The sequence below is a fragment of the Arcobacter thermotolerans genome, from assembly GCF_983172305.1.
Map to the genome: position 1 here is coordinate 30,596 of NZ_CFAFZJ010000006.1, position 24,305 is coordinate 54,900.

At 25.1% G+C, this 24,305-nt stretch carries 20 protein-coding genes and 2 tRNA genes; 15 read left to right on the top strand and 7 right to left on the bottom strand.

Translation table 11 applies throughout. The features are described 5' to 3' along the window. Positions 1-374: 374 nt before the first annotated feature. From AC5LG6_RS06170 to AC5LG6_RS06220, 11 genes are all read left to right on the top strand, one after another. Positions 375-1,568 carry an exonuclease SbcCD subunit D C-terminal domain-containing protein gene (locus AC5LG6_RS06170; RefSeq protein ID WP_498585975.1) on the top strand — a complete coding sequence of 398 codons (1,194 nt, stop codon included), beginning with the start codon at positions 375-377 and terminating at the stop codon, positions 1,566-1,568. After that, a complete protein-coding gene (locus AC5LG6_RS06175) occupies positions 1,565-5,146 on the top strand; it encodes an AAA family ATPase (protein WP_498585976.1) in 3,582 nt (1,193 codons plus the stop codon). Before AC5LG6_RS06170 ends, AC5LG6_RS06175 begins: the two co-directional genes overlap by 4 nt. 12 nt (positions 5,147-5,158) lie before the next feature. Then, positions 5,159-5,452, top strand: coding sequence for a hypothetical protein (locus AC5LG6_RS06180; RefSeq protein ID WP_498585977.1), 294 nt, complete (start codon positions 5,159-5,161; stop codon positions 5,450-5,452). A gap of 11 nt (positions 5,453-5,463) precedes the next feature. Next, positions 5,464-7,539, top strand: coding sequence for a hypothetical protein (locus AC5LG6_RS06185; RefSeq protein WP_498585978.1), 2,076 nt, complete (start codon positions 5,464-5,466; stop codon positions 7,537-7,539). An 8-nt stretch (positions 7,540-7,547) separates the two neighbouring features. Further along, positions 7,548-8,330, top strand: a complete 783-nt coding sequence (locus AC5LG6_RS06190) for a DUF6602 domain-containing protein (protein ID WP_020847942.1) — start codon at positions 7,548-7,550, stop codon at positions 8,328-8,330. Beyond that, positions 8,308-9,819, top strand: a complete 1,512-nt coding sequence (locus AC5LG6_RS06195; protein ID WP_498585979.1) for a DUF2779 domain-containing protein — start codon at positions 8,308-8,310, stop codon at positions 9,817-9,819. Before AC5LG6_RS06190 ends, AC5LG6_RS06195 begins: the two co-directional genes overlap by 23 nt. Before the next feature lies 1 nt (position 9,820). After that, positions 9,821-12,604, top strand: a complete 2,784-nt coding sequence (locus AC5LG6_RS06200) for an AAA domain-containing protein (protein ID WP_498585980.1) — start codon at positions 9,821-9,823, stop codon at positions 12,602-12,604. Position 12,605: 1 nt separating this feature from the next. Continuing rightward, on the top strand, positions 12,606-14,081 hold the full coding sequence (locus tag AC5LG6_RS06205) for a hypothetical protein (protein WP_498585981.1): 1,476 nt from the start codon (positions 12,606-12,608) through the stop codon (positions 14,079-14,081). Between the two features lie 26 nt (positions 14,082-14,107). After that, positions 14,108-15,553 (top strand): dGTPase, encoded by a 1,446-nt coding sequence (gene dgt, locus AC5LG6_RS06210; RefSeq protein WP_498585982.1) that lies wholly within the window; start codon positions 14,108-14,110, stop codon positions 15,551-15,553. Between the two features lie 143 nt (positions 15,554-15,696). Continuing rightward, entirely contained in the window at positions 15,697-16,140 is a 444-nt protein-coding gene (locus AC5LG6_RS06215; protein WP_498585983.1) for a hypothetical protein, read from the top strand. Positions 16,141-16,397: 257 nt separating this feature from the next. Then, the gene (locus tag AC5LG6_RS06220; RefSeq protein ID WP_498585984.1) at positions 16,398-17,984 is read left to right on the top strand and encodes a type II toxin-antitoxin system HipA family toxin; all 1,587 of its coding nucleotides are present in this window, start codon (positions 16,398-16,400) and stop codon (positions 17,982-17,984) included. Between the two features lie 712 nt (positions 17,985-18,696). On the opposite strand, the gene AC5LG6_RS06225 is transcribed toward AC5LG6_RS06220, so the two are convergent. Continuing rightward, positions 18,697-18,915 carry a helix-turn-helix domain-containing protein gene (locus AC5LG6_RS06225; RefSeq protein ID WP_026805419.1) on the bottom strand — a complete coding sequence of 73 codons (219 nt, stop codon included), beginning with the start codon at positions 18,913-18,915 and terminating at the stop codon, positions 18,697-18,699. Between the two features lie 140 nt (positions 18,916-19,055). Between AC5LG6_RS06225 and AC5LG6_RS06230 the strand changes: the two genes are divergently transcribed. Genes AC5LG6_RS06230 through AC5LG6_RS06245 form a run of 4 tightly spaced genes read left to right on the top strand, consistent with a single transcriptional unit; the run spans position 19,056 to position 20,189 of the window. Beyond that, positions 19,056-19,337 (top strand): hypothetical protein, encoded by a 282-nt coding sequence (locus AC5LG6_RS06230; RefSeq protein WP_498585985.1) that lies wholly within the window; start codon positions 19,056-19,058, stop codon positions 19,335-19,337. Between the two features lie 11 nt (positions 19,338-19,348). Then, entirely contained in the window at positions 19,349-19,627 is a 279-nt protein-coding gene (locus AC5LG6_RS06235; protein ID WP_498585986.1) for a hypothetical protein, read from the top strand. A 2-nt stretch (positions 19,628-19,629) separates the two neighbouring features. Continuing rightward, positions 19,630-19,914, top strand: a complete 285-nt coding sequence (locus AC5LG6_RS06240; protein ID WP_498585987.1) for a hypothetical protein — start codon at positions 19,630-19,632, stop codon at positions 19,912-19,914. A gap of 2 nt (positions 19,915-19,916) precedes the next feature. Continuing rightward, positions 19,917-20,189, top strand: a complete 273-nt coding sequence (locus AC5LG6_RS06245; protein WP_498585988.1) for a hypothetical protein — start codon at positions 19,917-19,919, stop codon at positions 20,187-20,189. A gap of 643 nt (positions 20,190-20,832) precedes the next feature. Here the strand turns inward: AC5LG6_RS06245 and AC5LG6_RS06250 are convergent. The 6 genes from AC5LG6_RS06250 to glnA form a co-directional block, all read right to left on the bottom strand. Then, positions 20,833-20,909, bottom strand: a tRNA-Ile gene (locus AC5LG6_RS06250). A gap of 2 nt (positions 20,910-20,911) precedes the next feature. Next, a tRNA-Ser gene (locus AC5LG6_RS06255) sits at positions 20,912-21,002 on the bottom strand. A gap of 80 nt (positions 21,003-21,082) precedes the next feature. Next, positions 21,083-21,781: an orotidine-5'-phosphate decarboxylase gene (gene pyrF, locus AC5LG6_RS06260; protein ID WP_082764307.1), complete on the bottom strand. Its 699-nt coding sequence runs from the start codon at positions 21,779-21,781 to the stop codon at positions 21,083-21,085. Positions 21,782-21,792: 11 nt separating this feature from the next. Continuing rightward, positions 21,793-22,191 (bottom strand): transcription antitermination factor NusB, encoded by a 399-nt coding sequence (gene nusB, locus AC5LG6_RS06265; protein ID WP_066156314.1) that lies wholly within the window; start codon positions 22,189-22,191, stop codon positions 21,793-21,795. 1 nt (position 22,192) lies between these two features. After that, positions 22,193-22,663: a 6,7-dimethyl-8-ribityllumazine synthase gene (gene ribH, locus AC5LG6_RS06270; RefSeq protein WP_066220172.1), complete on the bottom strand. Its 471-nt coding sequence runs from the start codon at positions 22,661-22,663 to the stop codon at positions 22,193-22,195. A 179-nt stretch (positions 22,664-22,842) separates the two neighbouring features. After that, positions 22,843-24,270 carry a type I glutamate--ammonia ligase gene (gene glnA / locus AC5LG6_RS06275; RefSeq protein WP_498585989.1) on the bottom strand — a complete coding sequence of 476 codons (1,428 nt, stop codon included), beginning with the start codon at positions 24,268-24,270 and terminating at the stop codon, positions 22,843-22,845. Between the last annotated feature and the right edge of the window lie 35 nt (positions 24,271-24,305).

The window sequence follows — 24,305 nt, forward strand, 5'->3', positions numbered from 1 at the left end:
ATATTTTACTTAATATTGATAGAATTACGAGCAGTATAAGCTCATGAATTAATATATTTTATGTTTTTTAATTTCATATAAAAATAATTGAAAATCTTAACGGTAAAATTTACGGTAATTTATATTTATGTTAACAAAAGCCTAGTGCTATAGGGAATAAAGTATTGAATTGAAATACAGATAGTTCCTGTTGTTATAAGAAGTACATATTATATTTGACAAAGTTCCAAAATCAAGCATTTCTTATAAGTTTAGTGCAAATTTTTATATTTTGTTTGAGAACAATTTTTTAACATAATAAATATATAACTAAGTTTCATACTATTTTTATTTATTTTAAATATAATAAGCCTAACACACATTAGGGAATATCAATGAAAATTTTACATACCTCGGATTGGCATTTAGGTCAAAACTTTATGGGAAAAAGTAGGCTAGATGAACATGAAGCTTTTTTATCTTGGCTTTTAGAAATTATAAAAGAAAAAGAGATAGAAGTATTACTTGTATCTGGAGATATTTTTGATACAGGAACTCCACCAAACTATGCTTTGGAACTTTATTATAATTTTTTAAAAGAACTATCAAGTATTAAAACATTAATTACTACCATTATAACTGCTGGAAATCATGATTCAGTTTCAACTCTAAAAGCACCAAAACAACTTTTAGAGGTTTTAAATGTTCATGTTATAACAACTGGTGATGAAGATGAAAATGTAATTATTCCTATAAATAAAAATGATGAATTAATGTCTATTGTTTGTGCTGTTCCATTTTTAAGAGATAGTGTTATTAGACAATCTATTAGTGGAATAACAATAAGTGATAAAGAAAAATTAGCAAATAGTGGTATTAAAGCTTATTATGAAAATTGCTATAAAAAAGTAGTTCAACTAAAAGAAGATAAGAATATCCCAATAATAGCAATGGGACACTTAACAACAGTTGGAAGTAGAAGTTCTCAAAGTGAAAGAGATATTTATATAGGTGGAACTATTGATATTGGTGGAGATTATTTAGCTAGTATGTTTGATTATGTTGCTTTAGGGCACCTTCATATAAATCAAATAGTTGGAAATAGTGAACATGTTAGATATTCAGGTTCTCCAATACCTCTTAGTTTTTCTGAATCTAAAAATACTCAAAAAGTAAATTTTGTATCTTTTACTCAAAATGAAATGAGTATAGAAGAAATAGAAGTTCCACTTTTTAGAAAACTAATTGTCATTAAAGGTAATTATGAAACTATAAAAAATGAACTTACTAAAATAGAAGATAAAAACTCTTGGATAGAAGTTCATATTAAAGATGATAATGCGATGTATGCAAATAATGAAATCAGAAAACTTGCTTCAAAACTTGAATTAACACTACTTGCAGTAAAAATAGATAAAAGTGAAAAACAAATAAAAGCAAATGAATTAAAAGTAATAAGTTTAGATGAATTATCAGTTGAACAAGTATTTGAAAAGAGATTAGAACTTGAAAAGTTAGAGGATAAAGAGTTTGAAAAAGAACTACTTTTTAACTTTAAAGAAGTAGTTTCTAAGGTGCAAAGCTTATGAAAATACTAAAGATAAAATCACTAAATATTAACTCACTAAAAGGTGAGTTTGAAGTAGACTTTGAGAAGTTTTTGAAAGATGAATCATTATTTGCTATTACTGGACCAACGGGTGCTGGAAAAAGTACTATTTTAGATGTAATTACTTGTGCTTTATATGGAAGAACTGCAAGACTTACAAACCCAAATGAACTTATGAGTAGACATACTGGTGAGTGTTTATGTGAAGTAGAATTTGAAGTAAAAGGAAAAGTTTACAGAAGTTCTTGGAGCCAAAAAAGAGCTAGAAAAAGTTCTGATGGTGCTTTTCAAAGTGCTAAAATGGAAATTAGTGAAGTTGAATCAGGAAAAGTTTTAGAATCATATCTTTCAAAAGTTCCAAAATATATAGAAGAGTTATCTGGTCTTGATTTTGATAGATTTATTCAATCTATGATGTTAGCTCAAGGAAGTTTTGATGCATTTTTAAAAGCAAAGGAAAATGAGCGTTCAAGTTTACTTGAGAAGATTACTGGAACACAAATCTATAAACAAATTTCACAAGAGATATATCAAACTTATACTAGAAAAAATGATGAGATTAAATTAGATGAAAATTTATTAGGAAATATTGAACTATTATCAAATGAAGCTGTTACCGAAAAGACTTTAATTTTAAACAATTCAAAAGCTCAAAAACTTGAATTTGATTCTAAAGGAAATGAGCTAAAAAAAGTAATCAATTGGCTTGAAAATCTGCAAAAACTTGAAGCTGATAATACTAAGTATATACAAGAATTTGAACAAATCAGTCTTGAAAAAGAGAATAAAAAAGAAGATTTTATGAGACTAGATTTAGCAAATAAAGCTTTAAATGTTCAACCAATATATCAAGAAAAGAACTCTTTAACTCAAATAATAAATCAAGATAAAGAAAAGCTAGAAAAACTTCAAAAAGAGTTAGAAGATTTAAAACAACTCTTAGAATCAACAACAAATGAATCATTAAAAACAAAAGATGAATTAGATAAAGAAAAAATCTCATTTGATACGAACTCTAAAAAACTTCAAGAAGTAAGAACACTACAAACTAAAATAGAATCAAAACTTCAAAATATTAAAGAGTTAGAAAATAAAATAAGCTCTCAAAATGAACAAAAAACAAAACTAAATGAAGATTTGAAAGTACTAAAAACAAATCAAGATAAGATTGAAAATGAGTTAAAAACTATAAATGATTATCTAATTAAAAATAAAAATGATGAATCATTAATAGAAGAGATATCTTTAATCTCTAAAAATGTAAATGACTATAAAGATGTACTTAAACTTTTAAAACAAATAGAAGAAAAACTTCAAAATAATAGTTTAGATGAAAAAACTTTACAGGATAGTTTTACTAAGGCAAAAAAAGAGTTTGATGAGATAAAAGTACTGTTTGATGCAAAAGATAAAGAGTATAAAGAGTTAGAAGTTCAAACTTTAAATTTCAATCAAAAAGAAACAAATAATAGAGATAGATTAAAGAGTATTGAAAAACTAATTATTTCTATAGATGAATATAAAAGATTGTTGGAATCTATTTTAAAAGAGGAAAACATCATATCTTCTTCAAGAGATGAATTAAAAACTATAAAAACAAATATAGAAGAAAAAACAAAACTAATAAATGAAATTCAAACACATATTCAAACTTTAAATGATAAAAGAGAAGCAGAACTTTTAATAGCAAAATATGAGAGTGATAGAGTAAATCTAAAAGAGGGTGAAGAGTGTTTCTTATGTGGTTCAAAAGAACATCCATTTGTAAATCATAAAATAAATATAAATGCTGATGAAACAACTTCAATAATCGCTCAAAAGAAGCAGATATTTGATGAGGAAAATAAAGCTTTACGAATTATTGAATTAAACTTATCAAAACTTGAAACTAAAATAGAGAGTTCTACTTTAGAACTAAACAAATTATTAAAAAATAAAGAAGATATAGAACAAGTATTTAGTTTATTAAATTTCATCTTAACAGATGATTCTAAAATAAACTTAGAAGAAGAAAAGCAACTTTTAGAAGAAGAGTTAAAAAATATAATAAAAACAAGAGATGAAAAAGAGAAAGTTTTAGCTCAAAGAGATAATCTTCAAAAAGAGTTAAATACAAAACAAACTTTAGTTTCTCAAAATGAACAAGAACTTTATAAACTAAAAAATTTAATAGAACAATTACAAAATGAACAAACTCAAAACATATCTAAAAAGCAAAGTTTAGAGGAAGAACTTTCAAATATTTATAGTAAATATGAACTAATATTTGATGAAAAGTTTGAAGAAAACTTTAGAAATTTAGTCGTAAAAAAAGATAGTTTTATTAAAAATGAAACATCAAAAAAAGAACTTGATATAAAGCTTCAAAATTTAACAATACAGCTAAAAGAGTTTGATACAAAAATCAAATCAATAGAATCAAGTTTAAAAACAGATGCTGAACAGCTTTCTAAAATATCTAATGAAACAATAGAATTACAAACTCAAAGTAAAGCTATTTTGGATGTATCTGATTTAAATATCTTTGAAAGAGAGATAACAAGTAAATTTAATACTATCAATGAAAAATATAACTTTTTATCAAAAGAGTTAGTAAATCTAAATTCAAAAAATGAATCACTAAATACTCAAATAATAGAGCTGAATCAAAAACAAATCAATGATAATACAAATCTAGAAAAAATAAAACAAAATTTCAATAAAGTTCTTGTAGAAAATAGTTTCAGTTCAAAAGAAGAGTTTGAAAAAGCACTTTTAAGTAAAGAGCAAAGAGAAGAGTTGTCTTTGATCTGTAAAGCTCTAGAAGAAAAATATACTCAAATCAAAACTCTAAAAATAGATACAGCAAAAAAATTATCTGAACAAAAAGAGTTAAAACTAACAGATAAAGAACTTCAAACTTTAAATGATGAATTAAAAGAGTTGCAAATAGCTATTGATGAACTTCAAAAATCAATAGGTAGTTTAGAAAAAGAACTTGAAATAAATGCTTCAAATATGAAAAAACATGAAGATAAAATCAAAGAGTTAGAAAAGAGAAAAGAAGCCTTTAAAGTATGGATAAAACTAAATGAAATCGTAGGTTCAGCAAGTGGAGATAAATTTGCCAAATTTGCACAAGGTATCACTCTAGACCAACTAATCTATCTGGCAAACAAACATTTACAAATATTAAGTCCTAGATATGAACTTCAAAGAAGTGGTGATTCAAGTAAGCTATTAGAAATAGAGATAATCGATGGTTTTCAAGGGGATGTAGTAAGACCTGTAAGTACGCTTTCTGGTGGTGAAAGTTTTATAGTAAGTCTTTCTCTAGCCCTTGGACTTTCAGCACTTGCAAGTCAAAAGATAAGTATAGATTCACTTTTCTTGGATGAAGGGTTTGGAACACTAGATAGTGATAGTTTAGAGTTGGCACTAAATGCACTAAATCAGTTACAAAGTTCAGGAAAGATGGTAGGTGTGATTTCCCATGTGGAAGCATTAAAAGAGAGGATTCCGTTGCAGATTAGGGTTATGCCTAAGGGTGATGGGACTAGTGTTTTGGATTTAAATTAAAAGGAGTTCAGGATGGAAAATATAATTAGAGAGGCTATTGCAAATAAGCAATTATTGGAATTTGTTTACAATGATAAAAAAAGAGTAGTAGAGCCATATACTTTCGGATGTTCACATAAAGGTGATAATACATTAAGTGCATTTCAAATTGAAGGTGGAAGTAATTCATCTAAGGATTTAGGGTGGAGACAATTTATTATTGAAAATATTGAAAAATTAGTTTTATTAGATAGTAAATTTGATGATATAAGAGAAGGATATAATCCTAATGACTCCAGAATGAGTCAAATTTATATGTCTATATAAAAGGATACAAAGTGCCAAATATTATTAATATAAAAAATTGTAATAGTATACAAGAAGCAAATATATCAATAGAAAACAATACAATAAATATTAAATATGGAATAAATGGAACTGGCAAAAGTACTACAGCTAAAGCTATAATGTTTCATAATAAACCTGAATATTTAAAAGGATTATTACCTTTTAAATATTTAGAAAATAATCCTGAAAATATAGAACCTTATGTTCATGGGGCAGAAGTTTATGAAAAAATAATGATATTTAATGAAGATTATATTAATCAATTCGTATTTAAAAAGGATGAATTACTCGAAAATAGTTTTGAAATTTTTATAAAAGATGAATTTTTTGAAAAAAATTTACAAGAGTTAGAAATATTATTTAAAGATGTAAAAAATACATTTCAATCAGATGGAAATTTGTCTAAGATATTAAATGATTTAAATGAATTAAGTAGTACATTTAGTAAATCTAAAGGGGGAATTGCTGAAAATAGTAAGATAATAAAAGCTTTAGGTGAAGGTAATAAAATTGATAATATTCCAGATGGTTTGGAAGAATATTCAGAATATTTAAAAAGTGATAAAAATACTGAATGGATAAAATGGCAGTCATCAGGAAAAGGTTTTTTAGGAATATCTGATAAATGTCCATATTGTACTTCTTCAATTAGTACAAAAAAAGAAACCATAGAAAAAGTATCTACCGAGTACAATGAAAAATCAATAGAGCATTTATTGAAAATAATTGAAGTAATGGAAAATTTAAAACAATATTTTACTGATGAGAGTCAAAAAACAATAGAAAAAGTTACGAAAAATAAGATTGCTTTAAATGAAGAAGAAAAAGAATTTTTAAGTGGTATTTATAATCAGATTAATACATTAATAAGACAATTAATCCAGTTACAACAACTTGCTTTTTTAACATTTAAAGATGTAGATAATATGGCTGAAAAGATTAATGAATTGAAAATAGACTTGGATTTAGTTCCCGCTTTAAAATCTACAGCTACAGAACAAATAATCAGCCCTTTAAATGATTCTTTAGAAAAATTACTTCAAAAAGTTGGTGAACTAAAAGGAAAAATAAATAAACAAAAACGATCTATTATTGATAAAATTGAAAAATATAAAATACAAATAAATGAATTTCTCAAATACGCTGGATATAAATATATAATAGATATACAAGAAGTAAATGAAGAGTATAAACTAAGATTACAACATTCAGATATATCTTTTTTTGTAGAAAATGGAAATCAACATTTAAGTTACGGTGAAAAAAATGCATTTGCATTGATGTTATTTATGTATGATTGTCTTTCAAAAAATCCAAATTTAATTATTCTTGATGATCCAATATCATCTTTTGATAAAAATAAAAAGTTTGCAATAATAGATAGACTTTTTAGAGGAGAAAAATCTTTAAAAGGAAAAACAGTTCTAATGCTCACGCATGATATTGATCCAATAATTGATATGTTTAAAGTTTTATATGGAAAAATAGAACCTGTTCCTATTGCACATTTTATAAAATCACGAAATGGTATTATTGAAGAAATTCCAATATTAAAAGATGATTTACAAACATTTGCACAAGTTTGTAAAGAAAATATTTCAACTTCTAGCGAAGATATTAATAAACTAATTTACCTTAGAAGATATTTTGAAGTATTGGATGATAAAGGTAAAGCTTATCAGCTTTTAGCAAGTCTTTTTAAAAAAAGAGATGTACCTACAAAATTTACAAATGATGGTGAAATTAACATGACATCAAGTGAGATAGTAGATGCTACGAGTGAAATTCGTGAAAAAATTGATAACTTCAATTATAGTGAACAATTATTAAAAGTGAAAGATATTAATAATTTAAAATCAATATATGCTAGCTGTGAAAGTGATTATGAAAAGCTACAATTATTTAGATTGATAAATGAAGGTAGACATACTAGTGATGTAGTTCAAAAATTTATAAATGAAACATTTCATATTGAGAATGAATATATTAGTCAATTAAATCCTAGAAAATATGAGATTATTCCAGAATTTATCATTCAAGAATGTGATAGATGTATATTAAATTAGGAAAATAAATGTCAAAATTTTATAAACAACGTTCTAAAAATGTTAATGATGCAATAAAGCAAAGAATTATAGGTGCAGTAAAAAATTTTGAAGGTAAATATACTGAAAGCCAAGTATTTAAACATTCATTGTCCAAAGGGGAATATAGAGAACAACCAATTCAGGAGTTCTTTAGAGAACTTTTACCTAATAAGTTTGCAGTTTTATCTGGCGAGATTATTGATTATAAAGGTAATGTTAGTCCTCAATCAGATCTAATAATTTATAGAAATATTGATGGCATACCAGTTTTTAAAACAGAACCTACAATTTTATTAGCAGAGTCTGTTATGGGTATAATAGAAGTTAAATCAAAAATTAATTTAGATGAATATGAAGATTGTTTAAAAAAAGCAGAAAAACTATATAAGTTAAAACCATTTGGAAAAAGCATCCAACAATATGAACGGGGAAGGAACCCAACAAATAAAGAGGTTAGAATATTTATTTCTGTTTTTGCTTATTCATCTGATAGTAAGATGTCTATGAAAGATGAATACGCTAGATTTATTAAAAGAGCAGAAGAATTATCTATTAATCCTTGTGTTATTGATAGAATTTATATTTTGAATAAAGGTATAATTAATCCTACTGAAAATAAATATTCTAATGAAACTGATGATAACAGAGCCTTTTTTTATTTTTATTCAAATTTGTTGCAATTTCTTATGAGAGAATCAAAAAGAAGAGATGAAGTTCCATACTTAAACTATTTTGGAAGAATGACTGATGGGTGGGAACAATTTGAATAGTCAAAATCTATCAAAATCCCTCTACACAAAAGGCATCCAATGCCACAAAGCACTTTGGCTTAAAAAATATAAGCAAAGTGTACTAACACCACCAGATGAGCAAGCTCTTGCCGTATTTGAAACTGGAAATATAGTGGGAGATTTTGCTTGCGAGCTTTTCCCTCATGGAAAAGAAGTGCCATATTCAAAAAACTATGATGAAATGATAGCTACTACAAAAAAGTGGCTTGAAGATGGAGAAGAAAATATCTACGAAGCTACATTTAACTTTTCAGGTATTTTAGTTATGGTAGATATTTTAACTATTTTAAATGATGAAGTATCTATTTATGAAGTAAAAAGTTCTACAGAGGTTAAAGATATATATTTACATGATTTATCTATTCAGTATTATGTACTGAAAAACTTGGGTTTTAAAATAAAAAGTGCAAATGTAATTCATATAAACAATGAATACATTAGAGGTGATGATTTAGATATAAATCAACTTTTAAAAATAGTTGATGTTACAAATGAAGTTATATCAATGCAATCAAATATTCCAAATATTTTAAAAGAGTTTGAAACATATCTAGAAGACAGAGAAAATGAACCAAACATAGATATTGGTAAACATTGTAATAATCCTTATGTTTGTGATGCAAAAGAGTATTGTTGGAAAGTTCAAAGACAAATACCTGATTATTCTATATTTAATATTTTCAATCTTGGAAGTAAAAAACAAATTGAACTTTATAGTAGAGGTATTATAAATATAGATGATGTACCATATAACTTTGATATGACTTCTATTCAAGCACAAGCTGTTGAAAACTATAAATCAAAAATTACATATATAGATATAGAAAATATCAAATCATTTTTACAAAATTTAACTTATCCAATTTATCACTTAGACTTTGAAACATATCAACAAGCAATCCCTCAATACAAAGGTTTAAAACCATTTGAACAAATACCATTTCAATACTCACTTCATATTGAGTATGAAGATGGAACTTTGGCACATAAAGAGTATTTAGCACAAGATAGTGTAGATAGTAGATATGAATTAGCACTTAAGCTTTGTAATGATATACCAAAAGATGTAACTGTATTAGCTTACAATATGAGTTTTGAAAAAAGTGTTATAAAAAGATTAGCAACACTATTTGAAGAATTTAGTGAACATCTATTAGCTATAAATGATAATATGCAAGATTTAATGATTCCATTTCAAAAGAAATGGTATGTAACTCCATCTATGAATGGAAGTTACTCTATAAAATATGTTTTACCAGCACTTGAGCCTGAGTTTGAAAAAGCATATAAAGAACTTGATGGTGTTCAAAATGGAAGTCAAGCCATGAATGCTTTTGCAAGACTAGGTTCACTAGATGAAAAAGAGAAACTAAAACTAAGAAACTCACTTTTAGAATATTGTAAACTCGATACTTTGGCGATGGTGAAGATTTTAGAGAAATTGAAAAAGGAAGTAAATAACATTTAATATGGAATATTTAGAAGAAAATAAAATTATTACTATTTCACTAGGAAATAAAGTAAAAGAAAAAATAAAAAATAAATTTAATAGGGATATTGAGGAATTTATTGAAAAAGAGTTTCCTCAAGATGAAGAATTAAAAATATTTATATTTAAACATAAAAGTAAAGATAAAAATAAAATTGGAATAAAAATCAATGATAGTGACTATATCCTTTTTGTAGAAAGAAGCATAGACAATCTTAGGAATAAAATAGATAATTATATGTTTTGTTTTGATATTCAAAAAAAACCTGAAATTATAATTGATGAAAATAATGATTTTTTAGATATTGAATGTGAAGTAAAGATACCAACAGAGTTTAATCGAGAATACTATAATAATTCAAAAAAGAGCCTACTAGATGCCATAGAAAAAAAATTTGAAGAATTAAAACCTTATAAAACTCAGTCATTAGAAGAAAATGAAGAATATAAAAAATGGTTTGTTTATTTGACTCTTTTAGAAAAATTAATTGATGCAAAAGATTTTTATATTGAAACTGAAATTTCATATAGTAAAAACAAGGCAACTATCTCTGTAAATGATAATAATATATTTGAAAAATTAAAAAAAGCTAGAGGTGAAGATTTTATTTTTTATTATCCTGAGAATGTTAATAAAAATAAAAAATTACATGAATGGGATGAGGATAGAAGAAATTCAAAAGATAATTTTTTTGGTAAGTTAGATAGACAGTTTGATGCTAATAAAAAAGAATTTACCTTTACACTTAGTGATGAATTTAAAAAAGAGTTTACAAATAATGAAAATAGTGAAATTATCTCATCTGCATTAGATGATTTAAATTTTGCCATGAAAGCTAGACAATTTATCGAAGAAAAAGTAAATAGTACAACTCAAGTAAAAAATCATATTTTAAAATTAAATATAAAAGATGAAGAAAAAAATCTTTTAGTTAAATTATTTTCTAAACTAAGTAATGAATATGCGCATTACTCTGAAAATGAATATACATTAAGTAATGAAGAAAAAGACAATATCAATAATGTATTAAGTTTATTAGGAAATAATAGCTCAAAAAAATTCAACCCAAGAGAAAAATTAATATTAAGAGTATCTTATTTTAGAGATCAATTCCAATTAAAAACACTTAAACAAGGTTTAGAAAGAATCCAAAATCATCCATTAAAACCTTATTTATTCGGAGATAAAAAGCTACCAGTTATAAGTCAAAATCAAATAGATAATTTTGAAATCAAATATCTTTCAAAAGTTTTAAATGATAAACAAAAAGAAGCTATAAAAAAAGCTTTGATTTCTCAAGAACTTTTTATGATTCAAGGACCTCCAGGAACTGGAAAAACTGAAGTAATATCTGAAATAGCTTATCAAGAAGCAATACGTGGTAAAAAAGTTTTAATAGTATCTCAAGCAAATATGGCTGTAGATAATGCTATACAGAGATTAAATCATCCCTCTTTATATCCAATTAGAATTATAAGAAAAGATTACGAGCCTGAAGATGGAGAAAGTTTACCAATAGAACAAAACTTAGGTACTTTTTATCAAAATAGAATTGTAAAAAATTTAAAAGATGAGTTAGATAAAAATGAAAAAGAATTTATACATTTAAAAAATTTAATGGAGACTAATGATGAAAATATTGATTTAATTCATGATAGATTTAATGAGTTAAATGAACTAAAATATTTTGAAGAAATACAAAGAAACTTTTTAAATGATTTACAAATTGAAGAAGATGAAAATATCTATGATGAAGAATTAGGTTATTTATCTTCTAACTATATGCATAAATTAAATATTTGGGGTGCAACGTTATTTGAAACAGGAAAAAATAGTTTTAAAAATAAAAACTTTGATGTTGTTATCGTAGACGAGGTATCAAAAGCAACACCTCCAGAACTTGTACTTCCAATATTAAAAGGTCAAAAACTTATACTTGTAGGAGATCATAAACAATTACCCCCAATTATAAAAGATGTTAGTTTGGAAGATATAGCTGAAGAGTGTAATATAAGTTTAGATTCTTTAGATTTTGATACTACAGTTTTTGAAAAACTTATTCAAAATAATCCAGATAACTATGTTATGTTAAATACTAAATATAGAATGCATCCTGATATTCAAAAAGCAATAAATCAATTTTATAGAGATGAAAAGAATAATGAAGGCTTGAAGTGTGGACTAAAAAACCCAGATTTAGAAAAATGTCATCAAATACAAGATAAAACATTTCACAAGAAACATTTAGTTTGGCTAAAAACAAAAAAAAGTGATGAAGAAAGTCAACATAAAGGAAGTAGCTCTTTTTTTAATGAATCTGAAATTAAAAGAATAAAAACAACACTTGATTTTTTAAATAAATCATATGAAAAAATAGAAAAAAAACCTTCCGTTGGAGTAATTACTTTTTATGGAAGTCAATTATCAGAATTAACAAGTTTAGAAAAAAAAGGATTTTGGAGACTTCCAAGAGAAGATAGAAATTATCCCCATTTAGATATTAGATTTGGTACTGTTGATAGATTTCAAGGACAAGAGAAAGATATCATAATTGTGTCTTTGGTAAGAAATAATAAAAAACATGAAGTTGGTTTTGCAAAAAAACCTCATAGGATTAATGTAGCTTTTTCAAGAGCAAGGAATCTTTTAATTATCGTAGGAAATCCTGATAATTTTAGATTTGGTAATAATGGGAAATCGGCACAACAATATGATGAAATATTTAATATTGCAAAAAAATTTGGTAGTGTAAAAGGAGAATAAAATGTTATATGGTTATGACTTAACCCTTGAGCAAATGAGTCAAATAAGAAACTACAAAAAGAAAAATAAGTTTGATAGCAAATTATGTTCAATAAAAGATATAGAATTATTAACTTTTGAAGCTTATGTAAACATACTTTTTAAACAGACAGTTCCATTGAACTTATTTGAAAAATATTCATTAAAAATAATTCAAAAAGCAGATGAAAAATATTTAACAATGAATATTAAAAAAATTGCTGATTTATTAAATCTTGATGAAAATATAATACGAGAGAATTTAAAAAATTTAGCTCAGATTGATATGATAAATGGATTAGATAGTGATAATCTTATTATTAACTTTGATGAAAATGCTGAATATTTACAATATGAAAATAAATTTAAAAAAGAAAAAATTCAAGAAAGATTTTATTTAACTAAAGATGAATTTAAAGATATTCATAATTTTTTAAAAAATGAATTTGAAAAAAATATAAGAGAAAATGATAAAAGATTTTTAAATTTTGAATTAATAGATAGTAAAGAATCAACAAAAAAAGTTAAATTATTGACTTATTCTGATAATAAATTTTTAATTTATAGTAATCAAGGTATTAATAATCACAATGATTTAAAATTTTTAGATAATCAAATTTATGAAAATCTAAATAATCAAACTTTTATACAAAATGAAAATTTTTTTTGTCATAAAGAAGAATTTCTTCCTATTCTAAGAGACAAAATTTCTTTAAATAAAGATAATTCAATTGTTGTTATTTTTTCAACAAAAATTGAAGATATTGCCCATGAAATAATTAAATTAAATAAGAATCAAAAAAATTTATATATTTTTACTAATTATACTAATGATAAAGAAAAAAGAATATTTTTTATAGATATTAATTTGGATGATATTTTTATATTTGGGGATGAATATTATATAAGAAAAAATGATTCCATTTATGAGATAAATGATTTAGAAGATAAAAAAAGTATTAAAGAAATTCTATCAAATTATTTTTTAGAAAAAATTATAATGGTTGAACCTAACTATGATAAAAATAAACTTGATGAAATAAATATTCAAGTTGAAGAAATTACAAAATTAATGAATAATTTAACTTTTAAAGATAAAAAAGATTTTGATAAAGAAATGCAGAAAATTAAAGAGGATAAAAATAAGCTTTATGGAATAGATTTAAATGACTCTAAAAAACGTGCATTAGTAAGAAAAAGAATTGATGAATTTGAAAAAACAAATAATGAAGAACAATTAGAGAAATATCCTATTTATTTAGAAAATAGAAGTAAAATATTTGAATTGGCACAAGAGCTTGAGAATTATGAAAAACAAAAAGAAAATCTAGAAACTTTACAAAGAGAACTAAATATTTTAAATCAAAAAAAATCAAGTTTAATTTCAAAAGAAAATAAAGAAGAAATTATTCAATTTGAAAATGAATTAAAAAATATAAATCGTATAAAAATAGATTAATTTTATTAGAGTTGAAAGGAATATTGATGATTAACTATAAAGAAAAATTAACAACCGACAGAGAACTTAATTCATATAGTGATATTGATATAAGTATTGAAAGTGATAGAGGTAGAATATTTTCATCAGCGGCTTTTAGAAGACTGCAAAAAAGAACTCAAGTTTTTGCTTTGGAATTAAATGCTTCTATTCGTTCAAGACTTACTCATTCACTAGAAGTTGCACAAAATGCAAGATATATTGCAAGAACTATTTTAGATGAATTGAAAAAAAATGATTTAAAAACTTATGGTTTAGAAGATATGGAAAATGCATTTATTTCTACCTCTGAAATGACAAGTTTGATTCATGATATTGGTAATCCTCCTTTTGGTCATTTTGCTGAAGAAACAATAAATAAATGGCTTAAAAATAATGTTGTACAAAAATTAGAAACTTTTAATTCTAGTACAAAAGAGATAGAGGATTTAAAAAATATCTTAAAAAGTGATATTTGTAATTATGATGGCAACGCTCAAGCAATAAGAATAATAACAAAACTTCAAAGACTAAACTTATCATATTTTCAAATAATTGCTGTTTTGAAATACACAAGAGGAGCTTTTGAAGAGAAACCAAAAGATACAGATTCTTTGAATTATCTAAAAAAGAAACCAGGATTCTATTTTAGTGAGAAAGATTTAGTCGAAAAAATTCAAAAAACTTTAAATATAAAAGTAGGACATAGATTTCCAATAACATATATTATGGAAGCAGCTGATGATATCTCATATTTAACAGCTGATTTAGAAGACTCTGTTGAAAAAGGAATATTATCTTTAGATGAAGTTTATACTCTTATTACAAGTGAATGTAAAAAACGAGATGAAACTTTTTTATCACAGATACTTGAGAAACGATATAAAAAAGCAAAAGAGAATGAAGAGCCTTATCAGTTTAATATGTTTTTTACTTTAGTAAGAGTCGATTTAGTTAAAAGTTTTGTGGAGCATGTTTCAAATATATTTATTGAAAATCATAAAGCAATATTTGAAGGAAGTTTTAATAGCGCACTTTTAGAGTATGATAAAACAAGTAAATATTATAAAGCTTTGGAAGTTTTACAAGATATTTCAAAAAAACATATCTATTCAAATAAAGAGGTTCAAACTCTGGAGCTTCAAGCTTATACTATTGTAAATGGTTTATTTGATATTTATAAACCACTTTTAGAATTAACTACTTCTGATTTTTCAAAACTTTTAGAAGATGAAAAGATAGATTGTTTTATATCAAAGCGATTGATAAAAAGAATTTCTTCTAAACAAATAGTTGCTTATAAAAATGATATTAAAAAATTAAATACTGATAATATTGAAGAATATAATATTTTAGAATTCTATTATAGAGTTAGATTAATAATTGATTATATTAGTGGAATGACAGATGATTTTGCCCTTGAAGAGTATAAAATATTACATGCAATAAAATAGAATTTAATTATATTTAAAATTTTAACCCTTATGTAATATATCTATAACATAAGGGTTAATAATTATTTTAAAAAAGTTTTTTTAAAAAAATCTGAAAGAAAAATTGGTCAAATCCATTTTTAAATATTTTTTATATATTTAATATGATTTTTTCTAGTCCTTTTAATATTCTTTTCAGAGTTATTGTAACATCTTTTATTGGTATTATTTTAGCTCTATATCAGTTTGATATTGTTAATCCTTCAAATACGAATATAACAAAGCTTATTAATCCCCCAATAGCAGGAGTAATAACATTCTCTATAATAACAACAATATTATTTATAGTATTGACAATTTTTAGTGCTATCACTGTGTATAGAATTTGGGCAGATGATAAGGAGATAAAAGATTATAAGAATTTACTTGAGTTTAGTAAAAGATTTATTTTTAGAATACCACTTTTAATAGTTACACTCGGATTCTTTTTACCAAATTTAATGATGGGGAAAATAACATCTTTATCTTATGAGATTATGATACATGGATTATATGTAGTTCCTATATTTATGTTAATAATAAAAAAAATCAACTTTAGGAGAGGATAATGGCTGACCAAAAGTAAATGGGCAATCAATACTCATAGTAGATTGATTTAAAATTTAGTTTCTGTTTAGATTCAAAGTTAATTAGCGAATTAAGTCAATTAATACAATAATTTATAAAAATAATCAGATAGAAAATCATTTAAGCATATTACGAAACTTATTAAGAATAAATTAATATAATATTGTTTTTTTTCTAAAATAAATGTATAATCTTAAAATAATATAAAACATATTCGCAATATGCTTAAAGGAAAAATATGAAGTTAAAACCAATAATTACAGCTATTCTTGAAGAATTACATATGGAAAATAAATTTGTTAGCTTAAAATTTTTAATTAATAAATTAGATAAATATAAACCTAGTCCAAGAACATTACAAAGTATTTTGAAAGAGCTAATAGAATGCAACAGAGTAATAGTTCAAGGTAGTGCATCTACAACTGAGTATGCAATTAATGATGTTATCTCAAACTACAGAAGATTTGAATTTATTTATGTTGTTAAAGATAATGAAATTGCAGGTATTCTATTTAAATTAAGTGATAGATATAGGTTTTATTACGATAATGAATTTTTGATAAACAAATCGAAGCCTATTCCTAGCCTAGACTTACAAATATTACCATTTGATTTTAATAATATCCCTGCAGTGTTTGAAGAAAATATACCAGAAGGGATTAATAGAGAAATATTAGAAACAACTTCAAGAACGGCTGATGAATTCCAAATATTAACAATGTTGGAAGATAACATAGGTGATTTGTCTTTTACTAAAACAAGAGAAATAGTAAAGAATAAAAGCTCAAATCCACCTTATTTATCATCTTTAAATGAAATTTTAGGTTCTAATCCAAAAATTAATGTTTTAAAAGATTTAGTAGTGGATATTGAAGATGAGATACTATTTCCTGATGGTTATGATATCTCAAAATTAGAAATAAAAAAAGCTCACGGTATATCTGGATTTCAGTATAAAAAATTGGTTAATATAGATACAGATAATAAAAAGATAGTACTAGATGATTCTGCACACGCATATATACTAAAACCATATAGTAAGCCAAAAGCAAATAAAGACAATGAAAACTATTTTCCTCATATATCTTTAAATGAACATTTGTTTATGTCATTTGCTAAAAATACATTAGGTTTTAGAGTTCCATATAGTGCAATTGTAAAAAATGAAAATGATGAAGAGTACCACTATATTGTAAAAAGATTTGATAGACTTGGATTACATAGATATGCTAAATCTACATTCGCAGTTTTTTTGGGATTAAGAAGTGATAACAAGTATGATACAACTAGTGAAAAACTTTTTGAAAGAATAGCAAAAGAGCTAATAAATCCTCACGAAAGAATGGAGCTTTTGAAACATTATGTTTATTCTGTAATTATTCAACATGAAGATATGCATACAAAAAATTTATCATTGATATATGACAGAGATTTAGTTTTTTTTGCTCCTTTATATGATGTAGCTTGTACGGGATTCTATGATACATCAAAAGGTTATGATTCACATTTAACTATAAATGGAAAACAATCAAATATTAGACCAAATGATTTTAAACCATTATGCGAAAGATTAAAAGTAAATTTTAAAGAATTTAAAAAAGAAGCTCATATCATTGCAAAATTATATGAAACTGAGTTACCTAGTTATATTGAAGAGATAAAATCATTAGGATTAATTCCTTTTTATAGAAAAATTCAAAAAACAAAAATAGGTGAGGGTGCATATTTGAAAGCATCAAAAGAACCAATTGAGTTTCATGAAGTATTAAGTAAGTTTCATAAAATGAGAGTAGAGCATTTAAAAGAACATGGTTGGATTATTTAACAATTAAAGAGAAAAAGTATGAAAAAAGATAACTTAATAAACTGCATCAAACTTTGCATCAGATCATAATATTAAAACCTTTTGTTTAATAGATTATAAAAAAGATCTAAAATATAAAGCATTAAATGAAAATCTATTAAAAGTAAGAGATAAATATGGTATTGATATTGTGAAGTTTTATTAACAAAGAATATACGAATTTATTAAGTTGTTTATTTTTTGGTAATTAAAGTTATTTTTTTCAACTTATTCAAAAATATGGAAATTATATGAAGAGTTTAAAAAAGAATATTTAAACTACTTATAAAAACTATTTACAAGCAATATGAGACTGTAAACTAAACTGTGTAAATCACCTCTAGCCGTTTTTCTTACTTTGTGTATTTTTCCATAATTTCACTGAAAAATATACAAAGTTGAGGATAAATTTCACTCCAATTTCTCATACTAGTTCTTTCCCATTTTGCTTTAACCTCCTGTGTTGACATATATAAAATTTTAAAAACTGAATCTATTGTTGGAAATGAGCCTTTAGAATTAGTTTTTCTTTTTATATTTGCATTTTAAAAATACTCCTTTTTTATTTTGTAATCTATAATTCATAATTTTTAAAAATTATGAATATAAGTAGAGATATATTTTTTGTAAAATCTAAAAAATGGAATTTATTTTTGAAAAAACTACTCTCAACTTGACAGCAATTATTAAGTTTCTACAATATCTCTTTAGACTCCAATATTAACTTTCTAATTGAATCATACTTTTTAGATTTCTCATAATGTTCTATAAATGGACCTACCCATTTTGGAACTTGTATATCATGGAATCCCCAATTATTAAGTGTTGAATATGGTACATTGGTTATTTCTGAAAACTCTTTTTGTGTTAGATTAATATCTTTTAATCTTTTACAAAACTCTTCTTTTGTCATAAATTATCCTATTTATTATCTAATATAGTTTTAATTATATCATTAATTTATCTATTTTAGATTATATTTCTTGACATAATATCCTTTTTAGTATATAATAAATTAAATAATATCTATTTTAGATAATACAAGGAGACAATATGGAACAAGATATTACTTGTAAAAAAGAGAAAGAACTATTTTTCTCATATTTAGGAAGTTTAGGACTTGGCGCATTACTATTACTACTTATAGCTTTTTTATATTTTTATAATAATTATAAAAAAGAGAAAATTTATGAAGCTTTTGTAAATGATCAAGAATTAATATGTAAGAACAATATTGTTTCAAAAGATTTAGCTTATGAATTTGATAAAAAAAGAGCTTATCAAATAACTAATGGTGTAAATATATTTACAATCTATAATTGTGATATTAAATAAAGGGAGATAACATGTGTAATTTTTATAAAATAGGTAATAAAACTATTTGTAGACTTGGAAAATTTCTTTTTGTAATATCTATTTTAGTTTTAGTAGTGTCACTTTTATTTGTTATGGTTTATGCACTTTTCTTTAATAATGAATATGAATATTTTGATTTTAATAATGGACTCTTATATCTTGCATTTTGGGCTGTATTACTAACTTCTGCAGTAAAAATTGTTCATAAGAGTCCAGATAGTTTTTTAAAATCAAATAGTAAAGAAACTAAATCTAAGAAAGAAGAATAGTTATGAATGAAAAGAGATTAAAAAAATATGAATATTTATCAAGTAAAATAAGAACACAATTTTTTATAATATTAGTTATATTCTTATTACCATTGATAGTTTTATATTTTCATCTAAATGAAAGAGCCAATATAATAGATGATTTTAATAACAATAAAGAGCTTATTTGTAATATGAGTTCTTTAAAGATTGATGTCTCAAAAGCTGATAATTGGAGTGTAGATAAAAATAGTTTTTTTAAAGGCTCAACTTCAATTCCTGTTACAAAATGTGAAATAAAGGATTAAAAATGTTACCAATAAATAGATTAGATAAATTTTTATTTATTTTTTTATATAACTTTGCAAATTCATTTAAATTATATATTTATATTTTAGCTATTTATATTACAATAAACATATATTTTGGAATAAATGATGGACAAATAGCTATAGCTTTTGTATTTTGTTTTATGATGTTAATACTTCTAGCAATTGACTTAAATGATAAATTTAAACGAGAGTTTAACAGATATAAAAAATATCTAAAAATTAAAAGAATCAGATCATATAAAGGAAGATAAAATGCAATTAGAATTTAATACCGTAACAATTATGCTACTTACAATGTTGGTAATTGGAATAATTTTAGCAGTTGGCAAATTTGATTATGAAAAAGATAAAAATTTAAAATAAAAGTAATTTTAATATTTTATAAAATCCCTATTTACTTATAAGTAACAGGGATTTATTATTTTTAGAGATTAAAAAATTACTTAGTGCTTTTATTTTCGTTTTTCTTTTTTACTTTAAAAGATAGATAAAGTACAAAAAATGCGAATAATGCAACTAATAAAAATCTTAACTCTTCCAAATTTTCTCCTAGTTTATTTATCAATAAATTTTCTGTGTTAATTATAGCAAAGCTATCAAATATTACAAAATCTTTATATCATCAAACAAAAATATCTTTAATGCTCCAGCCGATTTATTCGGACAGGTTGCCGGAGTGATTCGGACAGTTTTAAAGTAGAAATTTTCTAAGTGTAAAATATACTATGTGTAAGATAAAATTAAATAGAAAAGTAGAATTTAATTTAATCAATTTGAATAATAGTTTATATAAGAATTAATACTTGTATTAAAAATGTATTAAAAATAAATTTTGATGATAAATTATATTTATGATTTTTTTGTTTGAAAGTGCATTTTTATAGGCTTTTAAGCTGGTGGGTCGTGAAGGACTCGAACCTTCGACCACTCGGTTATGAGCCGAGTGCTCTAACCAGCTGAGCTAACGACCCAGTGGCGGACAGTGAGGGATTTGAACCCTCGGTACCGTTGCCAGTACGTCTCCTTAGCAGGGAGGTGGTTTCAGCCAACTCACCCAACTGTCCGTTTCTAATTTTAAGTTCATAAAATCAGGACGGGAATTATAAGAGAAAATCTCTTAAAAATCCCTTAACCATTTGTTTTTTTATATATTTTGTAATATTTTCTTTACTATATCATTTGGATTTTCATTTTTATATATAGGACGACCTACAACAATGAAATCTACAAAGTTTTCTTTTGAAAAGTTTATATCAGCAACTCTTTTTTGATCTCCACTATCTTCTCCAAAAGGACGAATTCCAGGACATAATGTAATGAACTCTTTATTGGTATTATTTTTTATATCAATACTTTCAAAAGCAGAACAAACAACACCATCTAGACCTGCTTCAAATGTATCTTTTGCAAACTCTCTAGCTTTTGTATCTATATCTTTTCCATAAATTTCTTTAAAACTACTATTATCAAATGAAGTAAGAGCAGTAACAGCTAAAACTAAAGGTCTATTTGGAATATTTTTTATTCTTTCCATAACTGTTTGCATCGCAAATTTTCCTGCACTTGCATGAACATTAAACATATCAACAAGTCCAAAGTTTGAAATATCTTCTGCTGCATCTGCCATTGTATTTGGTATATCATACAATTTAAGATCCAAAAATATTTTGAAGTTTGGATTTATAGACTTTAAATCTTCTAGAAATTTCTTTCCATCTCTTAAATATGTTCTAAATCCAACTTTTAACCAAATATCAAAATCTTTTATTTTTTCAACTAAAGCAAGATTCTCTTTACTGCTTTCTAAATCTAAAGATACACAAAGTTTCATATTTGTTTTCATAAATTGACCTTTTATTTCTCTATTTTTATTTGGTCTAAAATAGCGTTTATAAACTTTGGAGCACCATCACTTGCTAATTTTTTTGATAGTTCAATTGCTTCATTTATAACTATTGCTCTTGATAAGTTCTCAAATAATATCTCATATATTGCAAGTCTTAATATTGATTTTTCAACACTTCCTACATCTTCTATTGTACCTTGAGTAAGATGTTTTATAATCTCTTCATCAATTTTTGAAATATGTTTGATAGTTCCATTAAATAGATTTAAAGCGAACTCTTTTTGACTATTTCTTATCTTTTTTTCTTCTAAAATATCATCAACAAATTTTGCTATTTCTTCATTACCTAAATCATATGCATATAGAAGTCCAATTACAGACTCTCTTGCTTGTGTTCTTGTTGCCAAATTATTTTCCCATTTCGCTATATAAATCTAGCATCTCTATTATTGTAACCATAGCTTCCGCACCTTTGTTTCCAACTTTTGAACCAGCTCGTTCAATTGCTTGCTCAATCGTATCTGTTGTTAAAACACCATTTGATACAGGTTTTCCATATTTTAAAGCAACTGTTGCTATTCCTTTTGTTGCTTCTGCACTAATATAGTCAAAATGAGGAGTAGCTCCTCTTATAACTGCTCCAACACAACAAACAGCATCATATTTTCCACTTGATAGTGCTTTTTCAAGAGCAAATGGTATTTCAAAAGCTCCTGGAACTAAAATTAAATCTAAATTTTCTTCATTTCCACCATGTCTTTTGAATGAATCTTTTGCACCTTCTACTAATCTATCAGTTATTATGTGGTTAAATCTTCCATTTATGATGGCTACTTTTTCATTTCCTTTTAGTCTTAAACTTCCTTCTATTACTCTCATTTTAAACTCCAAAATCTTTATAAATAACTTACATTATACAAAAATAGTACTTAATTTCTGAAAGCAATAGTTTATGAACTATTTATAAGATATTTTGATTATTGAATTTATTAAAAAGGGTATAGATTTAGTAAAAGTAATAAAAATTGAGATAAGAGTAAAACTCTTATCTTAATAAATTAGCAAGAGTACATAGTTTTGAACTCAAATGGCGTAGGTCTTGCTTCATAAGGCCAAACTTGAGTTGAAAATTTATAATGTTGATAAGTATCTATCATTTTTTTAGTAAATACAGGTCTTAAGAAATCATTATGTCTAATAAGAGCCTCTAAAGAACCTCTTAATGTATGAGGCATTTGAGGAATATCCCTTTCTCTAATCTCATCTAAAGATAGCTCAAACAGATCATCATCCATAGGACCAATTGGTTCATATTTATTTTTTATTCCATCAAGTCCAGCCATTAACATAGCTGAAAATGCTAAATATGGACAAGCTGTTGAATCTGGAAATCTCATTTCAACTCTTGTTGCTTTTTCTCCTGCTCCATAAGGAATTCTACAAGAAGCACTTCTATTTTGTGACGAATAAGTTAAAATTGAAGGTGCTTCAAATCCAGGAATTAATCTTTTGTAAGAGTTTGTAGATGGATTTGTAAATGCTGCAAGTGTTCGTGCATGTTTAAAAATTCCACCAATATACCATCTTGCAATATCACTTAAATTTCCATATTCACCCTGTTTGTAGAATAGATTTTTTCCATTTTTCCAGATACTTTGATGAACATGCATTCCACTTCCATTATCTCCATAAAGTGGTTTTGGCATAAATGTTGCAGATTTTCCATTTAGATGAGCTACCATTTTAATAACATATTTTAGTTTTTGAACATTATCACTAGCTTCAATTAAATCTCCAAAAACAATACCAATCTCGTGTTGACCTTGAGCTACTTCGTGGTGACCTAGTGTTACTTCAAGACCAACTTGCTCTAAAACTTGCATCATTTCAGCTCTTATATCAACTCCATTATCAATTGGAGCTACTGGAAAATATCCACCTTTAAGTCTTGCTCTGTGACCTATATTTCCACCCTCATAGTTTTTTGCATCATTCCATTCTCCATCTTCGCAATCAACTTTAAAATAAGATTCATTTACGCTATCTATAATTTTTACATCATCAAAAACGAAAAACTCATTTTCAGGACCAAAATATGCAACATCACCAATATTTGCTTCTGCTAGATATTCAACTGCTTTTTTTGCAATTGATCTTGGACATTTTTCATACATTTGATTTTCATATATGTCATAAACATCACAAATTACAATTATCGTACTATCAGCTGTAAATGGGTCTAAAAATGCAGTTGGAACATCTGGTTTTAAGATCATATCTGATTTATGAATTGGTTGCCAAGCATCGATTGATGAACCATCAAAAGGCATTCCATTTGCTAGTAAATCTTTATTTACAGCTTTAATATTGTAAGTTACATGATGCCACATACCTTTTAAATCTGTGAATCTAAAATCTACAAATTTTACTTCATTTTCACTACAAAACTTAAAAAACTCTTCTATATTATTTACAAATTTTCCCATTTTTTAACTCCAAAAATTTTTAAGTTGCCATTTTA

Coding starts and splice junctions, on each gene's coding strand:
- AC5LG6_RS06240 (WP_498585987.1), top strand. CDS start 19,630: ATGAATGAAAAGAGATTAAAAAAATATGAATATTTATCAAGTAAAATA.
- ribH (WP_066220172.1), bottom strand. CDS start 22,663: ATGAGAGTAATAGAAGGAAGTTTAAGACTAAAAGGAAATGAAAAAGTA.
- AC5LG6_RS06180 (WP_498585977.1), top strand. CDS start 5,159: ATGGAAAATATAATTAGAGAGGCTATTGCAAATAAGCAATTATTGGAA.
- glnA (WP_498585989.1), bottom strand. CDS start 24,270: ATGGGAAAATTTGTAAATAATATAGAAGAGTTTTTTAAGTTTTGTAGT.
- AC5LG6_RS06245 (WP_498585988.1), top strand. CDS start 19,917: ATGTTACCAATAAATAGATTAGATAAATTTTTATTTATTTTTTTATAT.
- AC5LG6_RS06235 (WP_498585986.1), top strand. CDS start 19,349: ATGTGTAATTTTTATAAAATAGGTAATAAAACTATTTGTAGACTTGGA.
- AC5LG6_RS06190 (WP_020847942.1), top strand. CDS start 7,548: ATGTCAAAATTTTATAAACAACGTTCTAAAAATGTTAATGATGCAATA.
- AC5LG6_RS06220 (WP_498585984.1), top strand. CDS start 16,398: ATGAAGTTAAAACCAATAATTACAGCTATTCTTGAAGAATTACATATG.
- AC5LG6_RS06230 (WP_498585985.1), top strand. CDS start 19,056: ATGGAACAAGATATTACTTGTAAAAAAGAGAAAGAACTATTTTTCTCA.
- AC5LG6_RS06200 (WP_498585980.1), top strand. CDS start 9,821: ATGGAATATTTAGAAGAAAATAAAATTATTACTATTTCACTAGGAAAT.
- AC5LG6_RS06225 (WP_026805419.1), bottom strand. CDS start 18,915: ATGACAAAAGAAGAGTTTTGTAAAAGATTAAAAGATATTAATCTAACA.
- AC5LG6_RS06215 (WP_498585983.1), top strand. CDS start 15,697: ATGATTTTTTCTAGTCCTTTTAATATTCTTTTCAGAGTTATTGTAACA.
- dgt (WP_498585982.1), top strand. CDS start 14,108: ATGATTAACTATAAAGAAAAATTAACAACCGACAGAGAACTTAATTCA.
- AC5LG6_RS06205 (WP_498585981.1), top strand. CDS start 12,606: ATGTTATATGGTTATGACTTAACCCTTGAGCAAATGAGTCAAATAAGA.
- AC5LG6_RS06195 (WP_498585979.1), top strand. CDS start 8,308: ATGGGTGGGAACAATTTGAATAGTCAAAATCTATCAAAATCCCTCTAC.
- pyrF (WP_082764307.1), bottom strand. CDS start 21,781: ATGAAAACAAATATGAAACTTTGTGTATCTTTAGATTTAGAAAGCAGT.
- AC5LG6_RS06170 (WP_498585975.1), top strand. CDS start 375: ATGAAAATTTTACATACCTCGGATTGGCATTTAGGTCAAAACTTTATG.
- AC5LG6_RS06175 (WP_498585976.1), top strand. CDS start 1,565: ATGAAAATACTAAAGATAAAATCACTAAATATTAACTCACTAAAAGGT.